The organism is Neobacillus sp. D3-1R (assembly GCF_052180215.1).
GTDB lineage: Bacteria > Bacillota > Bacilli > Bacillales > Cytobacillaceae > Pseudoneobacillus.
Genome location: NZ_CP197471.1, coordinates 3,841,971 through 3,866,685, shown reverse-complemented (window position 1 = coordinate 3,866,685; position 24,715 = coordinate 3,841,971). Strand labels below are relative to the sequence as shown.

General features: G+C 37.3%; 25 protein-coding genes. 23 read left to right on the top strand and 2 right to left on the bottom strand.

Annotated features, from left to right (window positions below; all coding sequences use genetic code 11):
* Window positions 1-19: 19 nt before the first annotated feature.
* The 6 genes from flgK (at window position 20) to ACSBPO_RS19770 (ending at window position 5,834) form a co-directional block, all read left to right on the top strand.
* Entirely contained in the window at window positions 20-1,564 is a 1,545-nt protein-coding gene (gene flgK, locus ACSBPO_RS19795) for a flagellar hook-associated protein FlgK (protein WP_442596338.1), read from the top strand.
* Window positions 1,565-1,579: 15 nt separating this feature from the next.
* Window positions 1,580-2,455: a flagellar hook-associated protein FlgL gene (flgL, locus tag ACSBPO_RS19790; protein ID WP_442596336.1), complete on the top strand. Its 876-nt coding sequence runs from the start codon at window positions 1,580-1,582 to the stop codon at window positions 2,453-2,455.
* Window positions 2,456-2,500: 45 nt separating this feature from the next.
* Window positions 2,501-3,091 (top strand): DUF6470 family protein, encoded by a 591-nt coding sequence (locus ACSBPO_RS19785; RefSeq protein WP_442596334.1) that lies wholly within the window; start codon window positions 2,501-2,503, stop codon window positions 3,089-3,091.
* A 14-nt stretch (window positions 3,092-3,105) separates the two neighbouring features.
* On the top strand, window positions 3,106-3,543 hold the full coding sequence (gene fliW / locus ACSBPO_RS19780; RefSeq protein WP_442596332.1) for a flagellar assembly protein FliW: 438 nt from the start codon (window positions 3,106-3,108) through the stop codon (window positions 3,541-3,543).
* A gap of 6 nt (window positions 3,544-3,549) precedes the next feature.
* Window positions 3,550-3,774 carry a carbon storage regulator CsrA gene (csrA, locus tag ACSBPO_RS19775; RefSeq protein WP_442596330.1) on the top strand — a complete coding sequence of 75 codons (225 nt, stop codon included), beginning with the start codon at window positions 3,550-3,552 and terminating at the stop codon, window positions 3,772-3,774.
* A gap of 146 nt (window positions 3,775-3,920) precedes the next feature.
* Window positions 3,921-5,834, top strand: coding sequence for a flagellin N-terminal helical domain-containing protein (locus ACSBPO_RS19770; protein ID WP_442596328.1), 1,914 nt, complete (start codon window positions 3,921-3,923; stop codon window positions 5,832-5,834).
* 399 nt (window positions 5,835-6,233) lie between these two features.
* Here ACSBPO_RS19770 and ACSBPO_RS19765 read toward each other — a convergent pair whose 3' ends face one another.
* Together ACSBPO_RS19765 and ACSBPO_RS19760 are read right to left on the bottom strand one after the other, a co-directional pair.
* On the bottom strand, window positions 6,234-6,818 hold the full coding sequence (locus tag ACSBPO_RS19765) for a hypothetical protein (protein ID WP_442600441.1): 585 nt from the start codon (window positions 6,816-6,818) through the stop codon (window positions 6,234-6,236).
* Window positions 6,742-7,092: a hypothetical protein gene (locus tag ACSBPO_RS19760; RefSeq protein ID WP_442596326.1), complete on the bottom strand. Its 351-nt coding sequence runs from the start codon at window positions 7,090-7,092 to the stop codon at window positions 6,742-6,744. The genes ACSBPO_RS19765 and ACSBPO_RS19760 overlap by 77 nt, the downstream gene beginning before the upstream one ends.
* Window positions 7,093-7,252: 160 nt before the next feature.
* Here ACSBPO_RS19760 and flaG point away from each other — a divergent pair, with 160 nt between their 5' ends.
* From flaG to ACSBPO_RS19675, 17 genes are all read left to right on the top strand, one after another.
* Window positions 7,253-7,621: a flagellar protein FlaG gene (gene flaG, locus ACSBPO_RS19755; RefSeq protein WP_442596324.1), complete on the top strand. Its 369-nt coding sequence runs from the start codon at window positions 7,253-7,255 to the stop codon at window positions 7,619-7,621.
* Window positions 7,622-7,634: 13 nt separating this feature from the next.
* Window positions 7,635-9,170, top strand: a complete 1,536-nt coding sequence (locus ACSBPO_RS19750; protein WP_442596322.1) for a flagellar hook-associated protein 2 — start codon at window positions 7,635-7,637, stop codon at window positions 9,168-9,170.
* Between the two features lie 50 nt (window positions 9,171-9,220).
* Window positions 9,221-9,622 (top strand): flagellar export chaperone FliS, encoded by a 402-nt coding sequence (gene fliS, locus ACSBPO_RS19745; protein ID WP_442596320.1) that lies wholly within the window; start codon window positions 9,221-9,223, stop codon window positions 9,620-9,622.
* 5 nt (window positions 9,623-9,627) lie between these two features.
* Complete coding sequence (locus ACSBPO_RS19740) at window positions 9,628-9,963, top strand: flagellar protein FliT (RefSeq protein ID WP_442600416.1); 336 nt, start codon at window positions 9,628-9,630, stop codon at window positions 9,961-9,963.
* 8 nt (window positions 9,964-9,971) lie between these two features.
* Entirely contained in the window at window positions 9,972-10,340 is a 369-nt protein-coding gene (locus tag ACSBPO_RS19735; protein ID WP_442596318.1) for a hypothetical protein, read from the top strand.
* 266 nt (window positions 10,341-10,606) lie between these two features.
* On the top strand, window positions 10,607-11,155 hold the full coding sequence (gene hpf / locus ACSBPO_RS19730) for a ribosome hibernation-promoting factor, HPF/YfiA family (RefSeq protein ID WP_442596316.1): 549 nt from the start codon (window positions 10,607-10,609) through the stop codon (window positions 11,153-11,155).
* Between the two features lie 647 nt (window positions 11,156-11,802).
* A complete protein-coding gene (locus ACSBPO_RS19725) occupies window positions 11,803-13,053 on the top strand; it encodes an S-layer homology domain-containing protein (RefSeq protein WP_442596314.1) in 1,251 nt (416 codons plus the stop codon).
* Between the two features lie 33 nt (window positions 13,054-13,086).
* Entirely contained in the window at window positions 13,087-14,718 is a 1,632-nt protein-coding gene (locus tag ACSBPO_RS19720; protein ID WP_442596312.1) for an ABC transporter substrate-binding protein, read from the top strand.
* A gap of 198 nt (window positions 14,719-14,916) precedes the next feature.
* Window positions 14,917-15,879, top strand: coding sequence for an ABC transporter permease (locus ACSBPO_RS19715; RefSeq protein ID WP_442596310.1), 963 nt, complete (start codon window positions 14,917-14,919; stop codon window positions 15,877-15,879).
* 15 nt (window positions 15,880-15,894) lie between these two features.
* On the top strand, window positions 15,895-16,818 hold the full coding sequence (gene opp4C, locus ACSBPO_RS19710) for an oligopeptide ABC transporter permease (RefSeq protein ID WP_442596308.1): 924 nt from the start codon (window positions 15,895-15,897) through the stop codon (window positions 16,816-16,818).
* Window positions 16,819-16,829: 11 nt separating this feature from the next.
* On the top strand, window positions 16,830-17,831 hold the full coding sequence (locus tag ACSBPO_RS19705; protein ID WP_442596306.1) for an ABC transporter ATP-binding protein: 1,002 nt from the start codon (window positions 16,830-16,832) through the stop codon (window positions 17,829-17,831).
* Window positions 17,832-17,920: 89 nt separating this feature from the next.
* Complete coding sequence (locus ACSBPO_RS19700; protein WP_442600415.1) at window positions 17,921-18,859, top strand: ABC transporter ATP-binding protein; 939 nt, start codon at window positions 17,921-17,923, stop codon at window positions 18,857-18,859.
* 126 nt (window positions 18,860-18,985) lie between these two features.
* Window positions 18,986-19,708 (top strand): response regulator transcription factor, encoded by a 723-nt coding sequence (locus tag ACSBPO_RS19695; RefSeq protein WP_442596304.1) that lies wholly within the window; start codon window positions 18,986-18,988, stop codon window positions 19,706-19,708.
* A 136-nt stretch (window positions 19,709-19,844) separates the two neighbouring features.
* Window positions 19,845-20,678 (top strand): DUF1028 domain-containing protein, encoded by an 834-nt coding sequence (locus tag ACSBPO_RS19690; protein WP_442596302.1) that lies wholly within the window; start codon window positions 19,845-19,847, stop codon window positions 20,676-20,678.
* Window positions 20,679-20,904: 226 nt separating this feature from the next.
* The gene (gene sda / locus ACSBPO_RS19685) at window positions 20,905-21,075 is read left to right on the top strand and encodes a sporulation histidine kinase inhibitor Sda (RefSeq protein WP_442596300.1); all 171 of its coding nucleotides are present in this window, start codon (window positions 20,905-20,907) and stop codon (window positions 21,073-21,075) included.
* Window positions 21,076-21,097: 22 nt separating this feature from the next.
* Complete coding sequence (locus tag ACSBPO_RS19680; RefSeq protein ID WP_442596298.1) at window positions 21,098-22,075, top strand: methyl-accepting chemotaxis protein; 978 nt, start codon at window positions 21,098-21,100, stop codon at window positions 22,073-22,075.
* Between the two features lie 426 nt (window positions 22,076-22,501).
* The gene (locus ACSBPO_RS19675) at window positions 22,502-24,508 is read left to right on the top strand and encodes an SEC-C metal-binding domain-containing protein (RefSeq protein WP_442596296.1); all 2,007 of its coding nucleotides are present in this window, start codon (window positions 22,502-22,504) and stop codon (window positions 24,506-24,508) included.
* The last annotated feature ends 207 nt before the right edge of the window (window positions 24,509-24,715 follow it).

Here is a 24,715-nt window from a genome sequence, read left to right as displayed (position 1 = left end):
AAATTGGAGGAACGACATTATGCGTTCAACCTTTATGGGATTGGAAACAGCGCGCCGTGGTATGTACACGCAGCAAGGCGCTTTATATACAACAGGACATAATATTTCAAATGCTAATACACCAGGCTTCACACGCCAACGCGTAAATTTTGAACAAACGGAACCATATCCAGCTGTCGGAATGAACCGTCCGGAAATGCCTGGACAAATGGGCACAGGCGTAAAAGCTGGATCAGTTCAACGAGTTCGAGAAAGCTTTCTTGATGTTCAATACCGTGGTGAAAATAATAAACTAGGTTACTGGGAATCTCGTGCAGAATCATACGGTAAATTAGAAGAAATCATGAATGAACCATCTGAGTCAGGTCTTTCCAAAACAATGGATATGTTTTGGCAATCACTTCAGGATTTAGCAGTGAATCCAACAAACCCTGGTGCACGTTCCGTTGTCCGTCAGCGCGGGATTGCCGTAGCAGAAACGTTCAATTATTTACACAACTCTCTTTCTTCTGTAAAGAGTGATTTAAAAAATGAAATCGATGTAACCAATAAAGAAATTAACTCTTTAACCTATCAAATTAGTAAAATCAATGAACAGATTCGTGATGTTGAACCCCACGGCTATTTGCCAAATGATTTGTACGATGAGCGAGATCGGTTGGTTGACCAATTATCTTCTTTAGCCAATATTAGAGTAGATTACGTTTCTTCTGGCGGAAACGCCCTAGCGATTGCCGAGGGAAGTGCCGTTATTAAAATGGTGAATGAGACAGGCTCTGAACTTGGTATTCTAGTAAGTCAGGTTGGGTATAACGAAGTAAAAGTAAACTTTGACGGGGCAGATGGATCCGTTAAGACCATTTCGATTGGTAATACAAGTCGTGACTTTATTGATATGAAATCGAGCGGAAAATTAAAAGCAGTCATTGAATCTTATGGGTATGATGATAAAGGCAAAGCTACTGGTGTTTATACTGATATGTTAAATGAGTTAGATAACCTTGCCTTTACTTTTGCGAATGAATTTAATAATCAACATATAAAAGGGATTAGCCCTAACGAACTTGATAATAAGCCACCTACGGATAAGTCGTTTTTCTCAGATAATGCAATTGGCGATAGAAAAGGATATGCTGGTCGAATCAAGATCTCCAAAGCTATTGAAGATAGTTTAGATAATATTGCTACTTCAAAAGGCCCTTTGTCAGATGCTACTAAAGGGGATGCGACAAACGCTTTAGCCCTTGCAAACATTCTTAATAAGGATTTCGATTATAAAAATGGCGGTACACAAGAATTATCAAACTTCAAAAGTCACTATGAAAGTGTAATCGGAGGAATGGCAGTTCTTTCTCAAGAAGCTGTCCGTTTAACCAACAACAGCACTTCCTTAAGACAAGCGGTGGATGAAAAACGCCAAGCAACAAGCTCAGTTTCTCTTGATGAAGAAATGACTAATATGATCCAATTTCAGCAAGCATACAATGCTTCAGCTCGAATGATTTCAATAACAGATGAACTTTTAGATAAAATAATTAACGGTATGGGTACCGGAGGAAGATAGGTAGGTGAATAAAACATGCGCGTCACGCAATCAATGCTGGCAGGGAACTCACTTCGTAATATTAGTGAAAGCTATAGAAGAATGGGGCAATATCAAGACCAGCTTTCTACAGGTAAAAAAATAACCAAGCCATCAGATGATCCGGTGGTTGCAATGAAAGGTATGTTCTATCGTTCGAATCTTACAGAAGTGGAACAGTATAAACGTAATCTTTCTGAGCTATACTTATGGATGGAAAATTCGGAAGCTGGTATCGAACAAGCAAATAGTGGACTACAGCGTGTACGTGAACTAGTCATTCAAGGGAAAAATGGGACGTTAAGCCCATCAGATAAACAAGCAGTTGCCCGTGAAATTGAACAAATAAAAAGTGATTTAGTTCAGGTTGCCAACACTCAGGTTTCCGGAAGATATATTTATAATGGAACTGATGTTACCAATGCACCTATAAAAGATGGCAATCCACCTACAGTTGAAGCTAATTTAGAACCTTATATGGTAGAAGTTTCTCGTGGAGTATCTTTAAGAGCTAACATCAATTCTTCGAATGTTTTTAGCCAAGATCTTTTTGATACCATTCATAAAATTCAAACAGGGTTGGACGGAACTACAACTGAGGATTTTGATACTCTTTTGGAAGATTTAGATAATGTAATGGACAATATGTCAGGTGAACGTTCAGAACTAGGTGCACGTTATAACCGTTTAGAAATGATTGATGATCGTATCGCTCAACAAGAAGTCATGGCTAATCGAGTTCTTTCTGATAATGAAGATGCAGATATAGAACGAGTGATTACAGACTTGAAAACGCAAGAAAGTGTCCATCGTGCTGCCCTAAGTGTGAGTGCAAGAATTATTCAACCGACCTTAATGGACTTTTTAAGATAGAAAGCTATTCGTATGAATAGCTTTTTTTACTAGGAGTTGAGATACATGAATCTACCACAGATAAGATTGGAATCTAATTATGCAAAAATTAAAATGAATACGCAACAGCCTATTCAAGAAATTGAACAACCTAAAGCAGAATTAGACATTCAACAACCAGCAGCCGATTTGGAAATTAATCGTACTCCCTCTAAACTCACGATTAATCAAACAAAAGCACGTGAGGATATTGATTTAAAAAGTATTTTCAAAAGAATGGATGAGGCAGCTCAATTAGGTTATGAAGGTTGGTTAGAAGGGATTGCCAGACGCTCCCAAGAGGGAGATGAGCTAATGAAGATTGAAAATGGTGGAAATATAATTGCTGAACAGGCTGCGAGAAATGCTTATTCGCCTATGCTGGAATTCAATATTGGCTGGCTTCCACATCAAGGTAGTGTAGAAATAGGATATGATCCAGGAAAAGTAGAAATCAATGTGACTCCTAATAAACCAATTATTAAAAGTAGAATTAACAAGCCAAATATCCAATACACACCTGGTAAAGTTAACATTTCGCTTAAACAGTACAACTCTTTAAAAATAGATTTTGAAAACCTTAAATATGTTGGTATCAATTATGAGCAATCTATATAAAGGACGGAGAATCAATGAATATCAACTCAAAATATCATGGTGAAATTGAAGTGAATGAAGAAAAAATTTTATTTTTTGAAAAAGGTATCCCTGGTTTCCAAGAAGAAAAAAAGTTTATTATTCTACCTCTTTCAGATGACCAAGTTTTTTCAGTACTACAATCAGTTGAATCCCACTACCTAGCATTTGTCATTACAAATCCGTTTGTTTTTAACAAAGAATATGACTTTGAGTTAGATACTTCTGTTATAGAAGAATTAGATATTGCATCTGAACAAGATGTACAGGTCTATTCCATTCTAACGGTACAGGATCCATTTGAAAAAACAACGGCAAACCTTCAAGCACCGATAATCCTAAATGTGAAAAATAAAAAAGGCAAGCAAGTTATCCTAAACAATAGTCAGTACACAACAAAACAGCCAATCTTTCAGTTAGTGAAAAAGGGGTGAAATTAGATGTTGGTGTTAACGCGAAGAAATGGAGAATCTATAAAAATTGGTGATGACATCGAAATTACCATTATTCAATCGAAGAATGACCAAGTGAAAATCGGCATCAAAGCTCCCAATAATATTGAAATATTACGAAAAGAATTATTTGAAGAAACAAGAAATGAGAATGCCCAAGCCTCAAAAAATATAGGAGAACTCCTAAAATTCTTTACAAAAAAACAAAATTAAACAAAAAATTATAAAAAACTATTAAACAAAAAATAAAGCTGTCGATAAAAGTAGTAAGAGAGAATAAGGGCGGCCGACCTTATCGACTCGAACTATCTAAAGAGTTCACAAGGATGTGAACTAATTATTCAAGGAGGAAAATAAACATGCGTATTAATCACAATATTGCAGCACTTAACACTTATCGTCAGTTGAACAGTGCTTCAACTGCACAATCTAAGTCAATGGAAAAATTATCTTCAGGTCTTCGTATCAACCGAGCTGGAGATGACGCAGCTGGTCTTGCTATCTCTGAAAAAATGCGTGGACAAATCCGTGGTTTAGATATGGCTTCTAAAAACGCACAAGATGGTATTTCTTTAATCCAGACTGCTGAAGGTGCATTAAACGAAACTCATGACATTCTTCAACGTATGCGTGAATTATCAGTACAATCTTCAAACGATACTTCTACTGATGCTGACCGTAAAGAAATTCAAAAAGAGGTTGCTCAGTTAAAAGAAGAAATTAATCGTATTTCTTCAACAACTGAATTTAACACTAAGAAACTTTTAAATGGTGACCTTGCTGGTGGAAAAGTTGCACAAGGTACAAAATTAGAATCAGCTGAGTTATCTGTTGGAGGAACAGTATTAGGAAGCAACGCTACAGGTTACGATGCTTTTACAATTGATTCAACAAATAATTCAATTGTTCTTAAGGGAGCATCAAATACAAATAGAACAATTACAATCGAAAGTGGTACTTGGAGTGAATCTGAGCTTGCTACAAAAATAAATGATGCATTAGCTGCATCTCAATCAAGTGATGGAGCTCTTGATTCCGCTGATTTGTCAAAGGTTACAGCTTCATTTAATGCAAGCCATGAATTAGTTCTTACTCCTGCAACACCTGGTGCGGCTTTAACAGTGACAAGTGCAGGGACTGCAAGTTCATTATTAAATATTCCAACTGCAGGTTTAGCAGTTACTAACACAACAACTGCTGTAACAAATACAGGAAAAGCTGCTGTAGGAAATGCCTTAACAATAACTGAAGGATCTAATGACAAACTTCAAATTACTTTAGGCGATGGAACTGCACAGACAATTGATCTAACAGCAACAACAAATGAGTATTCTAAACAAGAAGTAGTTGATATGATAAATGATGCAATTGAAGCTAATACCGAGCTTAAAGGAAAAGTTTCTGCGTCTTTAGATAACACTGGTAAATTTGTACTTGCTGCAAAAGGTGAAGAATTAACTGTAACTAATACAGCTTTAAGTGATGATCTTGGATTAACTTCAGCTGCAGCAGTTACTGCAAATTCAAGCACTACTCTACTTACAAATCTACAAGATTCAGAAGGAAATGATTTTGGCTTACAAGTTGGAGATCAAATTAAGATTAATGGTAAAATTAGTGGATCAGCTATTACCGAACAAACTCTAACTATTGCTGCTGACACTGATATTTCAGACCTAACAGCGCAAATTGAAACAGCATTTGGATTAGATGCTGGAAGTGTAAGCTTAAATAGTGATGGAGAAGTGGTTGTAGCTGGTAAAGATGGTACAGCAAATGCAATTTCTGACTTGAAACTAAGTGTTGATAATAGAGCATTATTCAATAACAAACTAAGTAGCTTCAGAGAAACACAAGAAGCTCAAGATACAAAAACAGACTCTTCATTATCATTCCAAATTGGATCTAATGAAGGTCAAACAATGAAAGTGGACATTAATGCGATGAGTGTTCAATCATTAGCACTTTCTTCTGTAGATGTTTCAACACAACAAGGTGCTCAAACATCTATCTCTGTTATTAATTCTGCAATTGAAGAAGTTTCTACAGAGCGTTCTAAGCTTGGTGCTTTCCAAAACCGTTTAGAGCATACAATTAACAACCTAGGTACTTCTTCTGAAAACTTAACAGCTGCTGAGTCTCGTGTACGTGACGTCGATATGGCAAAAGAGATGATGACTCAAACTAAGAATTCAATTCTTTCTCAAGCAGCACAAGCAATGTTGGCTCAATCGAATCAGATGCCTCAAGGAGTTTTACAACTCTTGAGATAATGATTAGAAGGGCGTCCAGTTTGGTAACGAGCTGGAGTATAACTGGGTGAATTGCTGGAACTTCCTAAAGCTTCATCAACCACAACGTAACTGGAAACGGTCAGCGTGAAGGTCTGAAAATGATGGAGATGAAACAATGGATAATCAGCAGCCAAGCTCCTCTGAGGAAACTCTGGAGAAGGTTCAACGACTAGAGAATACGGTCTAAGGCGAAACGGCTATGACTATGAATCTCGTAGGGCAGTGAAATACTGTTCGAAGTGCCCAGCTCCATGGAAATCATGGATGAAGATATAGTCTATTCTGTAACTGAAAAGTGCAGTCGCAAAGCAAGCGAACCAACAACCACAAGGAGTTCTTCAACTTCTTCGTTAATCTTGACTTAAGAAGATGGTCATCTTATAGATGGCCATCTTTTCTTATTTCTTTTATCTTGTATACGATTGACCAATAAGTTCTATTTAAAGTTTTGGCAATCTCTTGATCACTAAAGCCAGCTTTCTTCATCTGGATAATTGTTTTTACCTCCTCGTTTGAATAGTTTTTGTTTCTATTTGAGTCTGAAGTTAGAATGGTGTAATTAGATAAATGTTCAAATTTCTTTTTTTCTTGTTCGAAACGCGCCTTCCAATCAAACTTATAATTCATGTCTTGACAATTCGATGCTACATTTTTTACTAACTCTAAAAACTTCATATTTTCTTCAATCTTATTTAGTTTTAAAACATAACCATATCCATCTGGACGTTTTGTTAATTTAAAATTGAAACCGAATATTTTTTGAATATGTAGTTGTAATACTTGAAGTTCATCTACTTGATAGTTTTGTAGATACAAATAAATATGCGGAGTTAAGTAGACCAATTTTTTATTATGATTAATTCTTTTGGAAATGCTTAAAGATCCATCATCTAGATAGAGTACAGCAAGAAATTGGGGGAGTGTACAGAAGCCGTAGTTCAACTGGTATTCGTTTTTGTCCATTTTGTTTATAAAAGTAGGGATATAATTCTGTAAATATGGTTGAAGACTTAGAAACTAGGTAGCTATGATTGGTTCGAAAATATAACAATTCTTTAAGAAAGTGTGCTTTCCATCTTCTATAGTTCAATTGTTCTAAACTAAAATGCTCCCTATAGCTATTATTTTTCCTTCTACTTTTAGGATATAGTTTTGTAATCTCTCCATCTGCAATGATACTAGCAAATAATATATTTTTTTGAACAGATGAAAATTCATTCCAACTCAAATTTATCACCTCTAAACAAAAAACAGAATGTATGTTCCTATAATTTTATTATACCATTTGTAGAAATCAATTTATACTATAATTAATTAGAATTAATTATCTATCTAGTTAAATTTCTGAGATTTAAACCGATAAAATAAGTAAAGACCTATACACAGGGGGAACCAAGATGATTGAACGTCTATCGTCTTCCAATCTTTCCTCAACGATGAATGCTAACGTGACGGAAGAAGTCAAATCAAATCAAAATAGTGACTCTACTTTAGTAGAAGCAGAGAAACAAAAAACAATAGAACAAGAGACTTTAAAATTTCCAAAAGAAAGAGTAAAAGAGATTGTGCAGGGGATGAATGACTTTTTAGAGCCTACTCACACTTCTCTAAAATTTCAATACCACGAAAAGTTAAATGAATATTATGTTACCATTGTAGATGATGCAACTAAGGAAGTAGTTAGAGAAATCCCTTCAAAAAAGCTGCTAGATACATATGCAGCAATGACCGAATTTTTGGGGTTACTTGTTGATAAAAAGATTTAAATGAGGTGTTTATATGGCTAGTAATATGCGAATTGGCGGACTTGCCAGTGGCATGGATATCGATCAAATGGTATCTGATTTAATGAAGGCTGAAAGAGTGCCTCTCGATAAATTGACTCAAAAGAAACAATATATGGAATGGCGACGTGATGATTACCGCGATATGAATAAGTCACTATTAGAACTTGATCAATTAACTTTTGATGGAGTTATGAAACAAGGGTCTTATGTAAAAAAGTCCATTACAATCTCAGATTCTGAAGCAATATCTATAAAAAATATCAATTCAACAATTGATTTTTCAGGATCTATTGAAGTTGTAAACTTAGCTAAAGCAGCAACGATGTATTCTAAATCATCATCAGGTATAACAAATCCATCAGCCATACTAGGCACTTCGATAGCTGCACAAAAGATAACTATTAAAGCGATAGATAAAAATGGTGTATTAGAAACTAGAGGGACCGAAATAACCATTGATCCAACAAAAGATACTTTGGATAGTATAATTGAAAAAATAAATGCTAACTCAGGTGTGTCTGCTTTTTATGATAAACAGACTGGGAAATTGTCTCTAATTGCCAAAAACTCTGGTGAGACAACTGCAGGAACTGAAATAGAGTTATCAAGTGATCTTGCATCAGGTACAGCGGGACATTTTTGGGAGACTTTAAAGCTAGATGCTACTAATACAATTGCTGCTCAAGGAGTTCCACCTTCAGGTTCAGACGGATTAAATGCAACAATTAAATATAATGGAATGGAGATTAAACGTTCCTCTAATAACTTTAATATTAATGGCGTAGAATTTACAGCCAAAAAGGCAACAACTTCACCAGTTACTTTCTCATCCACACCAGATGTGGATGCAATTCTTGAAACAATAGTTAAATTTGTTGATAAATACAATACAACCATTGAAAAAATTCAAGATAAATTGGATGAAAAACGGTATCGTGATTACCAACCATTAACAAAAGAACAAAGAGAAGCAATGGACGATAAAACCATTGAGTTGTGGGAAGAAAAAGCTAAAAGTGGTACTTTAAGAGGAGATTCCATTCTTTCAAGTGCCTTAACAAAAATGCGTACAAGCTTATATTCATCTGTTACAAGTATTATCTCTAAAAATCAACTTTCTAAAATTGGGATTACTACTTCAGGTAATTATCTTGAGGGAGGAAAGTTGATAGTTGACCCGGATAAATTGAAAGCAGCTATTTCTGAGGATCCTAATGCTGTTTATGAACTCTTTGCAAAAGATGGGGATACAACAGGTGAAAAAGGTCTTGCCCGTCGCTTACGTGATGACATTAAAGCCACTATGGGAGATATTGAACAAAAAGCGGGTAAGGCATCAAGTGTGAATTATACTTTTGTTCTAGGAAGAAATCTAGACAGCCTTGACAATCAAATATCCCGATTTGAAGACCGCCTAACCCAAGTAGAAGACCGCTACTGGCGCCAATTTACCGCGATGGAAAAAGCCATTTCGAAATCCAATAACCAAGCCACCTATCTTATGCAACAATTCGGCGGCGGTAATTAGAATAGGTCACCATAGATTAAACATACTTTACAAAAAGGAGTGTTTTACCCATGGCAGTTAACAATCCATACCAATCGTACCAACAGAATTCCGTTAACACGGCCTCCCCAGGCGAGTTAACATTAATGTTATATAACGGATGTCTAAAATTCATCCACATGGCGAAAAAAGCGATTGAAGATAAGGATATTCAAGCAAAAAACACCAACATCCAAAAAGCACAAAACATCGTTCAAGAGCTTATGGTTACTCTCAACATGGACCAAGAAATCTCTCAAAACTTGATGTCTCTTTACGATTTTATGAATCGTAGATTAATAGATGCGAATATTAAAAATGAACTTGCTGCTCTAAACGAAGTAGAAGAGCTTGTAACGGAGTTCCGTGATACGTGGAAGCAGGTTATTCAGTTGAACCGCCAAAAGCAATATGCTCAAGGTGGACAAGTGTAGTGAGTATGGTCAAGCAGGCTTACGACTGTACGCTGGAACTGCTGCAAAAATTGCAATCCAACATAGACCGTGATGAAAAAATAGTTCAAGTAGAAGCTGCTCTAGAAACTCGTGAGCAGCTTCTCCAGCAACTATCAGCACCCTACACGGATGAGGAAAAACAACTGGGCCAGCAACTCATCCAGCTTAATCAAAGGCTATCTCAGTTACTTTCCCGAGAAAAAATGCTTATCCAAAAAGACATCAAAGACTTAACTATCAAGAAAGAATCAAACACAAAATACGTGAATCCTTATCAAAGTCTGTCCACGGATGGAATGTTTTATGATAAGAGAAAATAGGTGCCTCGATGACAACTTTAACAGAAGAGCAATACAGCTTAGTTAAACAATATAGTGAGCTTCTTACTACCGTTGAAGAAGCCTTCCAATATATTATAGAAAGCTTCAATAATTACGAACGTACCGAAGGGGATCAAGTGCTTGCGGACGTCTTCTTAGCATTTGCCCAAATTGCGGATGCCAACAGCCAACTTGCAACAACATTCCCAAATGAAGTAAACCAGTTCAACGAAGTCATAAAAGCAGCTCAACTTCTTGAACCCGTATTCACCAACCAAACTCAAAAGCAACAACTCATCCAAGAAAAATTATACCCAGCATTTCATACCTGGAGCCAAACCATCCAAGAAAAACTTAAACCACTTTACACTGTCTAAGCTTTCCGCCCCAAGCGGAAAGCTTTTTTCCTACAAATCTAGAATAAAATTACTCTTTTACCCATATTCATATAAGACTAAACCATCAAAGTCCAAACATACTATTTCCACTATATTTATATTGTCAAGCCACTCCGATAATAATTCCAGAATTATTCCACAATTATCGACAAAAAGGTGACATTTATTTTTTCTTCTGTTTTAGCAGGAGTTTGGTAGGGTAAAATAGAAATGTAATACATAGTCTTTTTAAGGAGGAGTCACTTATGAACTATGCAATCCGTGGTGAAAACATTGAGGTAACACCAGCTATTCGAGAATATGTAGAGAAGAAAATCTCGAAGTTGGATCGCTATTTTACTGAAACACCTGAAGCAAATGTCCATGTGAATTTAAAAGTTTATCAAGATAAAAAGGCTAAAGTTGAAGTAACGATTCCTCTTCCACATTTAGTACTTCGTGCAGAAGAATCCAACGATGATATGTATGCGGGCATCGATTTAATTTCTGATAAATTAGAGCGTCAAATTCGCAAACATAAAACAAAAGTGAACCGTAAGTTCCGTGAAAAAGGAAACATTCCAGCTTACTTCGCGGTGAATGAAGCTTCTGAAGCACCACAGGTGGAAGAAGATGATTTAGAGCTTGTTCGTACGAAGAGCTTTGATCTAAAGCCGATGGACAGCGAAGAAGCGATTCTTCAAATGAACATGTTAGGCCATAACTTCTATGTATTTACAAACTCAGAATCTAATCAAACAAACGTTGTTTACAAGCGTAAAGACGGGCGTTACGGATTAATTGAAGCTCAATAAATGTATAAGGACTTACCCCAAAAGGGTAGGTCCTTTTCTATTTTATTTTTCCACAAAAATGAGATGAACCACTTTTGTCACTTCTTCCACATTCCCTTAAGTAAATTCACTAAACTCTATTCCTCTAAAATTTTTAAAAATAAAATTCTTCTCCAAACTTGAGAAATTTCTAAAATAATCAATTCGCTCCTCATAAAAGTATTTCCTATCAATTATAGAATTTTCTGAAAATATTACTTTTTCACCCTGTAGATTTTTGTCGAAAAGCTAGTTTTTTATTCGTAAGAAAACTAATTTTTATGTCCCAAAATTAACCAACGTTAGAATTTTGTTAGAATTTAGTTACTCTTTTGTTTGTAAACGGTAGTGTACAAATGTAAAGTTATGTCTGAATTGCGCGAAAATTCACTTAAAATAACCAGAAAATGCCTTTTTTCTTTCGGAAACAGAAACATCGGACATCCTAAAAGTTGTACAATTTGTTATTTTTATGTTGACTTTTTGAGGATTTATTCCTATGACATTTGTGCTATAAATGTTGTTAGACATATCTTAATTTTCTAACAACTCTTATATACCCAGTAAAAAGGAGGGAAGCTTTTCTACTGATCCAGTTTTATTTTCAAAAATTCCTAAGGGGGCAAATTATGTTAAATTGGCGGAAATTTATCGTTACAGGTGCTCTAGCAACAACACTTACATTTACTAGTATTTCTGCGTTAGCGGTAAGTTTTGATGATGTAAGTGGTTCAGCAAGTGAAGCTTCAATTAGTAAATTAGTTTCTTTGGGTATTGTTGTAAACAACGGTACATACTTTAATCCAGAAAAAGGCTTATCTCGTCAAGAGTTTGCTGAAATCTCTAGCAAAATTATGGATTTAAGTGCAGCAAAGTCTGTAAAAGTGTCAGATGTTAAAAACAATGCGGCAGTGGCAAAAGCAGTCGGTGCAGGCGTTTTAACCATTAATAAAAAGAGCCAGTTTAAGCCGAAAAATGCGATCACTTACTCTGATTTAGCAAGAGGACTAGCATATGGCCTTGGCTTCAAGAAAACGTGGTCTAATCGTCCAATCGATCATCTTTATTTCTTAGAGCGCAAAGGTGTTCTTAGCATCGATACAGATTTAGATGCTGTTGTGACAAGAGAAGATGCGGCAGTGGCGATTGATAAATACATGGAAGTAAAAGATGGTTATAAGACAGGTTCAGGAATCGTGGATCGCGTTAATGGCAACATTTTAATCGTGAAAACCGATACAGGATCCCAATCTTATAAAGTGGCATCTAACGTTTCTATTTTCTTAGATGATCAAGCTGGTGATCTTGGAAACTTAGCTAAAGGAACTGACGTTAACTTAGTTTTAAATAAAAAAGGTGAAGTTGCTTATGCAACAGGTGCAGGGCTAGAAGTATTTGATGGTAAACTAGCTTATTCTGGTGGAAATTTAACTTACAATGGCGCAGTTAAGAACTATAAATTAAACGCTGTTGTAGTGGCTCTACCAAATGATCCTAAAACACCATTTACGTTCACTGAATTCAGTAACTATTCTGCTAAAGCAGGTGTGAGCTTCGGAGGTACTTTATACTCTAATACGGCTACTGATGAAATCACAATGCTAGAAGCTTATATTTCTAAGGTTGAGGATAGAGCGTTCACTGTATCTAAAGATAAAGTGACTTTTGATTTCTCTGACTTAGGATATAAGAGCCAGTCCTTCACATTAAGCGGTGAGGCGAAAGTAACGCTTGTAGAAGGAGAAACAAAAACAGAAGTGTCTGTAGCAGACCTTGCTGCTCAGGTAAAAGCTTTACAAACTGCTGGTAAAACATTAACTGGAACTCTTGTTGCAGGTGCTGACGGTGCAGGTGCAGAGCTAACAGTAACAGTGAAATAAATAAACATAGACGAATAGGAGGAAACAAATAAGATGCAAAATATCAAACAGAAATTTCTCGTTACTTCTTTAGCTTCAACCATTGCACTTAGCGGAATGGCTTTCTTTACTGGTGACGATGCAGCAGCTCGTACAGTAGATAAGAGCAAAGTCGGTGGTAAGGTAGTCTTAACATCTTTCTCAGATGCTGTAAGATTAATCCCTTACACAACATCGGATTCTGCTTCTGGTCGTATCCAATCGATGATTTATGATGGAATGATTAATATTGATCAAAAGGGTAATCCTGTTCCATCATTAGCAACGAAGTGGTCTTATAATAAAGCGACTATGACTTGGACGTTTGAACTTCGTAAAGGTGTAAAGTGGCATGATGGTAAACCATTTACAGCTGACGACGTTGTGTTCTCTTACGATATGTATCGTAATCCAAAGTCAATCAATAGCTATATCTCTGACTTTGAATCGATTAAATCTGTTAAGAAAATCAATGCCTATAAAGTGGAATTTAAATTAGCTAAAAAGGATGCATTAATCCTAACTAACGTATTCCCGGCAGCGATTATTCCAAAACATCAATTCCCTAAGGGTGTTGAGGACTTTAACAAAAACAACTACATCCACCGTCATCCAATCGGAACAGGTGCATTTAAGTTTAAAGAGTGGAAAACAGATGAGCGTATCGTAGTAGTAGCAAATACTAACTACTGGGATGGCCGTCCATATTTAAATGAAGTCGTTACACGTATCCTTCCAGATGCGAACGTGGAAGCAATCAACCTATTAAAAGGTGACGTTGACTGGGTAGAATCTTTAACTCCAGCTACGATTTCTCAGGTAGCAAAAGATAAAGATCTTAAGATTACGAAGTGGGATTACGGTCAATTCGACTTTATCGGCTTCAACGAAGCTGTTGCACCATTTAATGATGTAAAGGTTCGTCAAGCATTAACATATGGTTTAGATCGTCAATCGATCGTAAGCAAAATCTATTTAGGTAAAGCTTACATTGCAAGCGGTCCATTCCATCCAAAGATTCCACAAAACAACCCGGCAGTAAAAGCATTACCATTTGATCAAAAGAAAGCCGCTAAGTTATTAGATGAGGCTGGTTGGAAATTGAAAGATGGCGTTCGTCAAAAGAACGGCAAGAAAATGGAATTTGATTTCTATTTCAACAACGGAAACAAGAGTCGTGAAAAAATTGGTCTAGTTGCTCAACAAAACTGGGCTAAATTAGGCGTTAAGATTAACGTACGTGGTTTAGAATGGTCTATCTTCCTTGATCGTTATGCAAAGGGTGAATTAGACACATTTGCACTTGGATGGGGCGGTTACGACGGAAACGTTGAACACAAAGGCTTCTTCCACAGCAGTAACATCCCAACTGCAACAGCTCCAGGTAACAACCGTAACCGTATCAAGGATGCAAAAATCGATAAGTGGTTAGATTCTTATTTACAAGAAGAAGACCGCAACAAGCGTATCAAGATTTACCAAGACATGCACAAGTACATGGCAGAAAATGCAACTCTTATCTGGACAGTACACCCAATGAAGAACATGGGTCATGACAAAGACCTAAAAGGTATTAAAACATCTTTAGCTAACCCATTATACAACCTACAAGATTGGTACTGGGGAACAGCTAAGAAAAGAAAATAAGAAGTAGAATTACTGGCGGCCGTTAGCGACAGGAGTTGCTGCGGCTGTCTTTTTAAAAGAAATTAGTATTGTAATATATAAAACTATTACTTATCCTTGTCGTTTTTCTAAACTTACCTTGAAAGTAAGTCTTCTATTTACATATAGGAGCTAGATTCATACATTTTAATACTAAGCTAATAGAAAGTAGTGAGACCTTTGACTAAATATATTATTCGAAGAACACTTCAAGCCTTACCTCTACTGTTTATCATCTCAATTATTTCTTTCTTATTAATGACACTGGCACCTGGGGATCCAACTGCTATGTATGAGAACCCTGAGGCTGGTGGAGAGCAGGACCTTTCCGCCATTAAAGAGCAATTAGGTGTGGATCAACCTATTTATATCCAATATGCCAAATGGTTAAAGCTTTTAGTTTTAGAAGGAAACCTAGGATACTCCTTCCAGGATGGTCAGCCTGTTATGCAAAAAATAGTGGAAAGAATTCCTGCAACCTTATTACTAATGGGAACAGCAATTATTATTTCACTAATCCTAGCGATTCCAATCGGGGTTTACTCCGCCGTTAAAAAATATTCGCTTTTTGATTATTTCTTTACGTTCTATTCGTTTTTAGGAATTGCCGTACCATCGTTTTTTATCGCTTTAATGGTTATTTTATTTTTCTCATTAAAATTATCTTGGTTCCCAGTATCAGGTATGAGAGAAAACTTTGATTCCTTTGATTTATGGGACCGTGTTCACCATTTAATTTTACCTTCCTTAACATTGGCATTTGGATTAATTGCCTCAAAATCGCGCTACATGCGTTCTAGTATGCTTGAGGTAATCAAGCAAGACTATGTTAGAACAGCTAGAGCAAAAGGTTTATCGGAAGGAAAGGTTATTTTTAAACATGCATTACGTAATGCCTTAATTCCTATTATTACAATTCTAGCATTACAGCTTCCAGCATTATTCGGTGGTGCCCTATTTATCGAACAGCTTTTTGCGTGGCCTGGTATGGGAAGATTAACCGTTAATGCAATTTTCATCCGCGATTATCAGGTTATCATGGGTACAACGATGATTGCTGGTGTCATGGTTGTCTTTTCAAACTTAATCGCAGATATCTTCTATGCCGTTGTGGATCCGCGTATCCAATTAGGCAAGAACTAGAGAGGAGCAAGAATAATGGGGGTTCCGAATCCATCAGTTAATAATCCTATTCAATTAAAAACTCCAAAGACCAATGTGAAGGAATTGAAATTAGAAAGTAAAGCAGCCGTCATTTGGAGACGTTATCGAAAAAATAAATTAGCGGTTGTTGGCTTAGTTGTATTTTCGATTATGTGTTTCTTAGCAATTTTTGCACCGCTATTAACGCCCTATACGCCTGATGTATATGACATTTTAGATTCCTTTTTACCGCCAAGTAAAAAGCATATCATGGGTACTGATTCCATGGGTGGGGATGTATGGACACGTATTTTATTTGGAGCCCGTATCTCCTTAAGTGTTGCCTTATTGGCGATGGTTTGTACAGTTTCGATCGGTATTGTGTATGGTGCAGTATCTGGTTACTTCGGTGGCTGGGTTGACAATATCATGATGCGTATCGTTGACGCGATTCAATCGATTCCAACTTTCTTCTTATTATTAATTGTTGCAGCGATTATTACTCCATCTTTATGGTCAACGGTTTTAGTATTAAGTGCTTTTGGTTGGACAGGGATGGCGCGTATCGTTCGCGGTGAAATCTTATCGATTAAGAAACGTGATTATGTAGAAGCGGCCAGAGCAACAGGAGAAAAGAAAGCAAGTACGATTTTCTACCATGTACTGCCAAATGCAATTGCACCGATCACAGTTATCGCGACATTAGATATCGCAGCAAATATTTTAGCAGAATCTTCTCTAAGCTTTTTAGGTTTAGGGATTCAACCTCCAACTCCGAGCTGGGGGAACATGTTAACATCTGCTCAAGAATTAACGACCGTTATGGATTATATTTGGATCGTACTTTTCCCAGGTGCCTTCATTGTACTAACGGTATTAGCGGTTAACTTTATTGGTGACGGTCTTCGTGACGCACTTGATCCAAGAATGAAAGAATAGGAGGAACTTACATGTCTACTACTACAGTCAAAACAGATACAGTCGTATCCGTTGAAAATTTAAAAACTTATTTTTATACAGAAGATGGTACGGTTCCTGCTATTGATGGAGTAAGCTTTGAGGTGAAAAAGGGCGAAACTCTTGCCATTGTTGGAGAATCAGGGAGCGGAAAAAGTGTTACCTCTTTATCGATTATGAGATTAATTCCATCACCTCCAGGTAAAATCCTAGAAGGCGATATCAAGTTCCATGGCGAAAGCTTGCTCGAAAAGTCGGACAAAGAAATGCGTTCGATCCGTGGAAATAAAATTTCAATGATTTTCCAGGAACCAATGACATCGTTAAACCCAGTTTATAAGGTCGGCGATCAAATTGCTGAAACAATCATGCTTCATCAAAAGAAGTCAAAAAAAGATGCCTATGCAGAAGCTGTTAATCTATTAAAATTGGTTGGAATTCCTGAACCGGAACGCCGGATTAATCAATACCCTCACGAACTGAGCGGAGGGATGAGACAGCGTGTCATGATCGCGATTGCCTTAGCGTGTAATCCAGAGCTGTTGATTGCCGATGAGCCAACGACTGCACTGGACGTAACCATTCAAAATCAGATTCTTCAGCTGATGAAAAAGCTAAAAGAACAAACGAATATGTCGATCATGTTGATTACACATGACCTTGGAGTCGTAGCAGAAATGGCTGATCGAGTGGTCGTTATGTATTCAGGTCAAATTGTGGAGCAAGGTGATATTTATACGATTTTTGAAAATCCTAAGCATCCCTATACAGAAGGCCTGTTAAAATCGATGCCAAGTGCAGAAAAACGAGTAGGAAAGTTGTATGCGATTGATGGAGTGGTTCCCAATCCATTAAATCTACCTGCTGGTTGCCGTTTTGCAGACCGTTGTGAATATGCAACATCCCTTTGTCATCAAGAGATGCCGCAAATTCAAACCTTAGGTGAAGGCGAAGTTGTACGCTGCTGGAAATACACGGACCGTTGGGAGGCATAGACATGAATGGAGTAGTTGAATCAGTTCAAACAAACGATAAAGTAGCAGGAAAAGATAAAGACGTTCTATTAAGTGTGAATGATATTAAAATGCATTTCCCTATCAAGGGCGGATTATTTGGCCGCACGGTTGGTCATGTTAAAGCGGTTGATGGTGTTAGCTTTGATATTTTAAGAGGGGAAACGTTAGGACTTGTTGGCGAAAGTGGTTGTGGTAAGTCGACGACTGGTCGTGTGCTATTACGCCTTTTGGAAGCGACAAGCGGCTCCGTGCAATTTGATGGAAAAGATATTTTTTCCTTAAATGACCATGAATTACGTGAAGCAAGACGTGATATGCAGCTGATTTTCCAAGATCCATTCTCTTCGTTGAACCCTAGATTAAGTGTAGGAGAAACGATTTCTCGTGTGTTGAAGATTCATGGAATGTCAAATGCACAAGAACGTGAAGATCGCGTGAAAGAGCTTCTTGAATTAGTTGGTCTTAGTGCATTTCATATGAGACGTTATCCGCATGAATTTAGCGGTGGGCAAAGACAGCGTATTGGGATTGCCCGTGCCTTGGCGTTAAATCCAAAGCTCATCGTCCTAGACGAGCCGGTATCTGCGCTTGACGTATCGATCCAATCACAGGTGGTTAACTTACTTGAGGACCTGCAGGATCGTTTAGGGTTAACGTATCTATTTGTTTCACATGGATTAAATATCGTTCGTCATATCAGTGATCGAGTTGGGGTTATGTACCTAGGGAAAATGGTGGAGTTAACAGATTCCGATTCCTTGTTTGAAAAACCAAAACATCCGTACACACAAGCCTTAATCTCAGCCAATCCTATTCCGAATCCTAGATTAAGAGATAAACCAAAGATTATTTTAGAAGGAGATGTACCGAGCCCGATTAATCCTCCTTCAGGGTGCTATTTCCATACACGTTGTCCATATGCACAGCCAAAATGCCGTCAGGAAGCGCCAGCATTTGTGAAAACGGATGATAACCACTATGTGGCTTGTCATTATCCGTTGTCGTAAAATATTTTTAAAATTTTCCAAAAAAACATGTCATATTCCGTCAACTACTGTTTTCTATCAGAAAGGATTGTGATATGATAAAACGAAGGCATAACTGTGTCTTTAGTACTGTATGGGGGAGTACTAATGGAAAAAAAATTAGTGATAATTGAAGAAGATAACCAATCGAGTAATAAATTATCCCAATTTTTCGAACATTACTACGAGGTTCAAACATTTAATAATGGTTTACTAGGACTAATTACCGCGATTGAATCGAAACCGAACATCGTGATCATTAATCATAGTCTATTAAATGTAAACAGCCTCGAGCTATGCCGACAAATGAGGCAAAAATTAAATTCTATTATAATTGTATTAGGAAAACCCCTATCAGAGGAAGCGACCATCAAGTATTTCGAAGCAGGGGCGGATGACGTTATTACATATCCGACTACATTTCCAGTATTACTATGTAAAATTAGGGTTTTACTCGATCACATAGCCGCTAAGAAAACTGCAGAAGAAGATAAGATACAATTCGGGTTATTAACAATGAACAAAGTTACCTTTAAAGTTCATTACGATAAAAAAGTCCTTAATTTTACAAAGAAAGAATTCTCGATTCTTTGGACACTCGTTAAAAAGCAGGATGCTGTTGTCACACGTGAAGAGTTACTTCGTGTCGTTTGGAGTTACGAACATCTTGACGATGACCGCATGATTGATACGCATTTAAACCGTATCCGTAAGAAATTGAAGCAAAATAGTATCAATCTCAATATCAAAACGGTTTGGGGAATCGGCTACAAGCTTCATGTGGAAGAAAATGAAGAAGAAAATGAGCCGAAATTGATAGTAGAAATATAGAACTAGTCAAATGCCCTGCCTATGTGCAGGGTTTTTTATGTGGATATATTTACCTATATAAAGTTTTTGAAATTAGAAGGATTTCTTCTTTCGATTGTCGAAACATTATCTATTAAAAGTGGGAGGTAGAATCTTAATGACATTCTCCATCGTAGGTTATGATCCGATAGAAAAAGAGTGGGGTATTGCAGTTCAATCGAAATTTCTTGGAGTCGGGGCCGTTGTTCCGTTTGCCAAGGCAGGTGTTGGGGCAGTAGCCACCCAATCGTATGCAAATACCACTTATGGACCTAGAGCTTTAGAACTGTTTGCAGAAGGGAAAACAGCTGAAGAAGCTTTGGCAATTTTAATAGGGGATGATTCTGATCAGCATCTTCGTCAAGTTGGGCTAATCGATGCTCAAGGTAACCCAGCCACTTTTACTGGTGAAGGCTGTTATAGCTGGGCTGGCGGAGTAATGGGGCCAAACTTTGCGGCACAGGGTAATATTTTAGTAGATGAAAGCACCGTTCAGGCGATGGCGGATGTGTTTACGACGAAAGAAGGTAGCTTGGCGGAACGTTTATTAGCAGCATTAGCTGCTGGACAAGAAGCGGGTGGCGACAGCCGTGGTCAACAATCTGCCGCGCTATTGGTTGTAAAGGATAAGGGTGGCTATGCTGGCTTTAATGACCGCTATATTGATTTGCGTGTTGATGACCATCCAGAGCCGATTAAGGAGTTAATCCGAATCTATCATTTACAGCAGTTGTATTTTGCGCCTACAAAGGAAGAGAATGTAGCGGTCGTTGAGGGTGCTGTGGAGGAAGAGTTAACAGCAAACCTTACTCGATTAGGCTATTTACGTGAAGGTGTAGAGTTATTAGGTGCATTGAAAACTTATATCCATACAGAAAACTTCGAAAATCGTGAGCAAGCACAAGGGAAGATTGATTTAGAAATTTTGGAATATATGAAGAAACAAGGGTAATAGGGTAAGGCGGTCTCCGTGAGGGGGGCTGCTTTTTTGTGTTTTAAAACAGGCTGAATTTTCAGAATTATCACCAGTGTCCGATAAACAGGAAAGACCTGTCCAATAAACTTAAATAGCTGTCCAATAAAATCGATTTTGTGTCTGATAAAATTTATTTATTACTCTCTATATAGTGATAACGGTCACATTTCGTAACTTTAATAATTGGTAAAATCAAATCAAGATGGAAAATCACTCTAATGGAACTGGGGTTCGACCAATAATGAGTTCATTTCTTGTATTAGATAACGAAAGTTTATTACATACTTATTATTCAGCTATAAAATATCAACTGGAATCGGATTTTATCATGATTTTAGAATCGGAAATAAAAAGTAGGAACATTGCTTTTTAAAAAATGAGCTGTGGAGGCCCTTATGTTTAACACTAAAAAACGCTTAACCCTTATAGAAGAAGAGAAAAAGGAATGGCAACACAAGTTTGATGAGATATTTTTAGAATGCCGCGAAAAGGAAGCTTTTTTCGAGGTGTTTCTAGAACGTTTCAATCAGGAATTATCCCGAACCGTTGAGCAGCATGAAATTGTAAACAGCCAGCATCATGTTATGGGGCAATTAGTTGGCAAAATTAAAGACCGCTTTGACAAGGTCAATGAATTAAGTCAGCTTTCCTTTGACAACTCGGATGAGCTTTTTCAAAAAGGGGACAACCTCATCCAGTCAGCGAAAGATATGGTGACCAAATCTGATGAAGGCAAAGAGCATGTAACCAAAGTAGAAGAGTTAATCACTCAACTTGGTGAACAACTCGAGGAAACCTCTAAAAAAATGAATCAATTAAATGAGCGTTCGAGAGAGATTGAAATGATTGTTAAGGTGATCAAAGACATTGCCGATCAAACCAATCTATTAGCACTTAATGCATCGATTGAAGCGGCTCGAGCTGGTGATCATGGCAAAGGTTTTGCGGTGGTAGCGGAAGAGGTTCGCAAGCTTGCCGAAAATACAGCCATCAGCACCAATAACATCAGCCAGCTAACGCAAAATATCCAAAAAGATATTCAAGATACACTCAAATCCACCACGAGCAGTACAGGCCTTGTAAAGGAAGGTATTGAGCTAAGCAAGGACACATCCAATAAAATTGGCTATATCATATCGGTTATCCATCACGTTGAAACTGAAGTCAGCGAAGTGAATGGAAAAATTGAGGAACAAAAAGAATATTCAGAACAAGTGATGAGTGAAATTTCCGATACAAAACACATTTTTGATGAAGTAAATGAAATGATTCTTCAGCATATTGAAGATGCTAGTGTAGTAGACGTTAAATTAGAGGAAGTTATGAAGCAGGTGCAAAATAAGAAAGCTGGAACAATTTTAAATGAAGAATAAAAATGTGATTCCCTTTCCACAAAAATCGGAAAGGGAGGAATTCCTATTACTCAATCATCATCATTGGATATGGATAGCTTTATTTTGGGGCATGCTTGTAGTCCTTTCTATTATTTATTTGGTTTATATAGCTGATTAATAGACATCAATCCTAACAAAGGGGATTGGTGTTTTTTCATGTATATATTTCTACCAATCTGCCGAAAATGATAATATAAAACATAACGTAGGAGATTATAAAGTGAATTTACTAGACTAAATAATAATATAAAGCATTAAACAGACCGAAACCTTTCCGAAATTTTAAAGATGCATTATATGAAACTGACCTCTGGGATGAGTGGAATCGATTTCAATACGATTTTGCTAAACAAGAATTGGAAGACTGGCTAAAGGAAATTTTAATAGAAGAAGGGGGACCAACAGATGACTGAGAAAACCGGACGTAATGATCCATGTCCATGCGGAAGTGGCAAAAAGTTCAAAAAGTGTTGTGAGAGTAAGGGAGAAGTCATTTCAATCAAACGTTTGATTGATTCTGATTTAGCCGATTTGCAAAGGGAATTACTAGATTTTGCGGATGCTCGTTATAGAGAAGACTTAGAAGATGACTTTGCGGATCTTTGTGACATTTTAGAACTGCATGACCCAAAAGAGATAGAATACTATGCTTTTACTCATACGATATGGTTTATTCTTTTTTCTCCGTTAGACGATGAACAAACCATTTTACAAAAATTCATTCACTATAAATCTGGGAAACTGAAGCGCCCGACCTTAAAGCTGGCTCTCCAATCTTGGGCAAATGCCTTTGTGGCTGCAGGTGTAGTTGAAGAGATTGAAGGTAATCATCTTCTTTTATCGGATACTCTTCGTAAAAAGAAATTTAAAATTCATAGCCATTTTGAGCTTTCTGAATTGAATAAAGGTACCTATGTTCTAGGGATGGTTCTTCCTTTCCAAGACAACTTCTCCTTTTTTCCAGGACCATATCCATTTGGTAGACTCGAAGCAAGTGATTGTATGAACTATGTGAAGGATCAATTTGAATACTCGAGCCAGGCTTATGAAACCGTTGATGAATTTTTAGCTGAAGAATTTTTAGAATTACTTGATATGATGCCGCACTTAGGTGGTGACGGGATAACAGAGTCCTTCGACTGGCCGTTACCGATCCATCAAGATGTAGCGGACCTTTTTATAGAAAAAATGGAAGAAATGAATCAAATGCCTAAATTGGTGGCAATTGGACTTGCTCTTTGGCATAGATATTGTCAACTAGATCCGAAAAATTTGAAAAAGCCTAACCTATATGCGGCAGCCGTACAATACTTTGTTGGTGCCATCATGGCCGATGAAGCACTTTTTACACAGAAACAGCTGGCTGGGGAATTCGAAGTTGCCGTCGGCAGCATCTCAGCCAAATTTAACGAAATGTACAATGTCTTAGAACCAGAATTGGATGCAGTAGTCATGCCATTTTTTGAAAAAGCGGCCATTGAGCCAAGCGTGCCGAACATCGGCTTCACCAAAAACGTTCCAGCCTCTGTCTCGCATGTAACAGAGCAGGCTTTACAGGATGTCATGTCACAAATCCAGGGCAAAGAATTTGAATCTATGGAAGAAGCAAATGAATTCTTGCAAACGTTCTTACAGCAACCTGAAAAGACGAAATCAAGTAAACCCAAATCAAAAAAGGGACAAGCGCAGGATCTTATCTATCAGGCATTTGAAGCAAGCGGGAAAAAGCGCTTCGACTTAGCCCGTCAAGCACTGGAACTCGACCCTAACATGGCTGATGCCTATAATATTTTAGCGGAAGAAGTGGAACAGCCCATTTTAAGACTCGATTTTTATGAAAAAGCGATGAAAATCGCCGAAAAAGAGCTAGGTGACAAAAAGTTTTTTAAAGAAAACAAAGGCTACTTCTGGGGACTTCTTGAAACAAGACCGTACATGCGAGCCAAAGCCAACTATGCTCTTACCGTTCAATCCCAAGGATACGATATGATCGCCATCAAACATTTTAAAGAAATGTTAGATTTAAACCCAATGGATAACCAAGGAGTAAGATATCCGTTATTTATTTCTTACTTGAAGGAGAAGATTTTTGGAAAAGCTCGGGAGCTGCTGAAAAGATATCCGGAGGAAACAACAGAAGGATTGTATAATGAGCTGTTATTGGAGTTGCTGGAGAATGGATTTACTCCTAAAGCATCAAACCTTTTGAAGGAAGCTTTAAAGACAAATCGCTTTGTAATCGATTATGTAACCGGCGAAAAGAAATTACCTGCTGCTACCATCCAAGAATACTATTCTTTTGGAAGTAAGGAAGAGGCTGTTGGTTACGCGGAGAACTATCTTGAGCTTTGGAAAGAGGTTAGTGGGTTGAAGGAATGGGTGAAGGTAGGAAGTAAGAAAAGTAAAAGATAAAAGAAAACAACCAACCGCTTTTATGGCTGTTGGTTGTTGTTTTTTTCGGGGAGTGGCATGCTTCGATAAATGATACACGGCGTACTTTTTCGAAAAAACTTCCAAAAATTCACTCAATAAAAAGAGAGCTATTACGGGATAAATATGGTAATAATAACACAATGGTTGTAGGCTGATTTTGATAAAAAGTTGTTTTCTTATAGAATG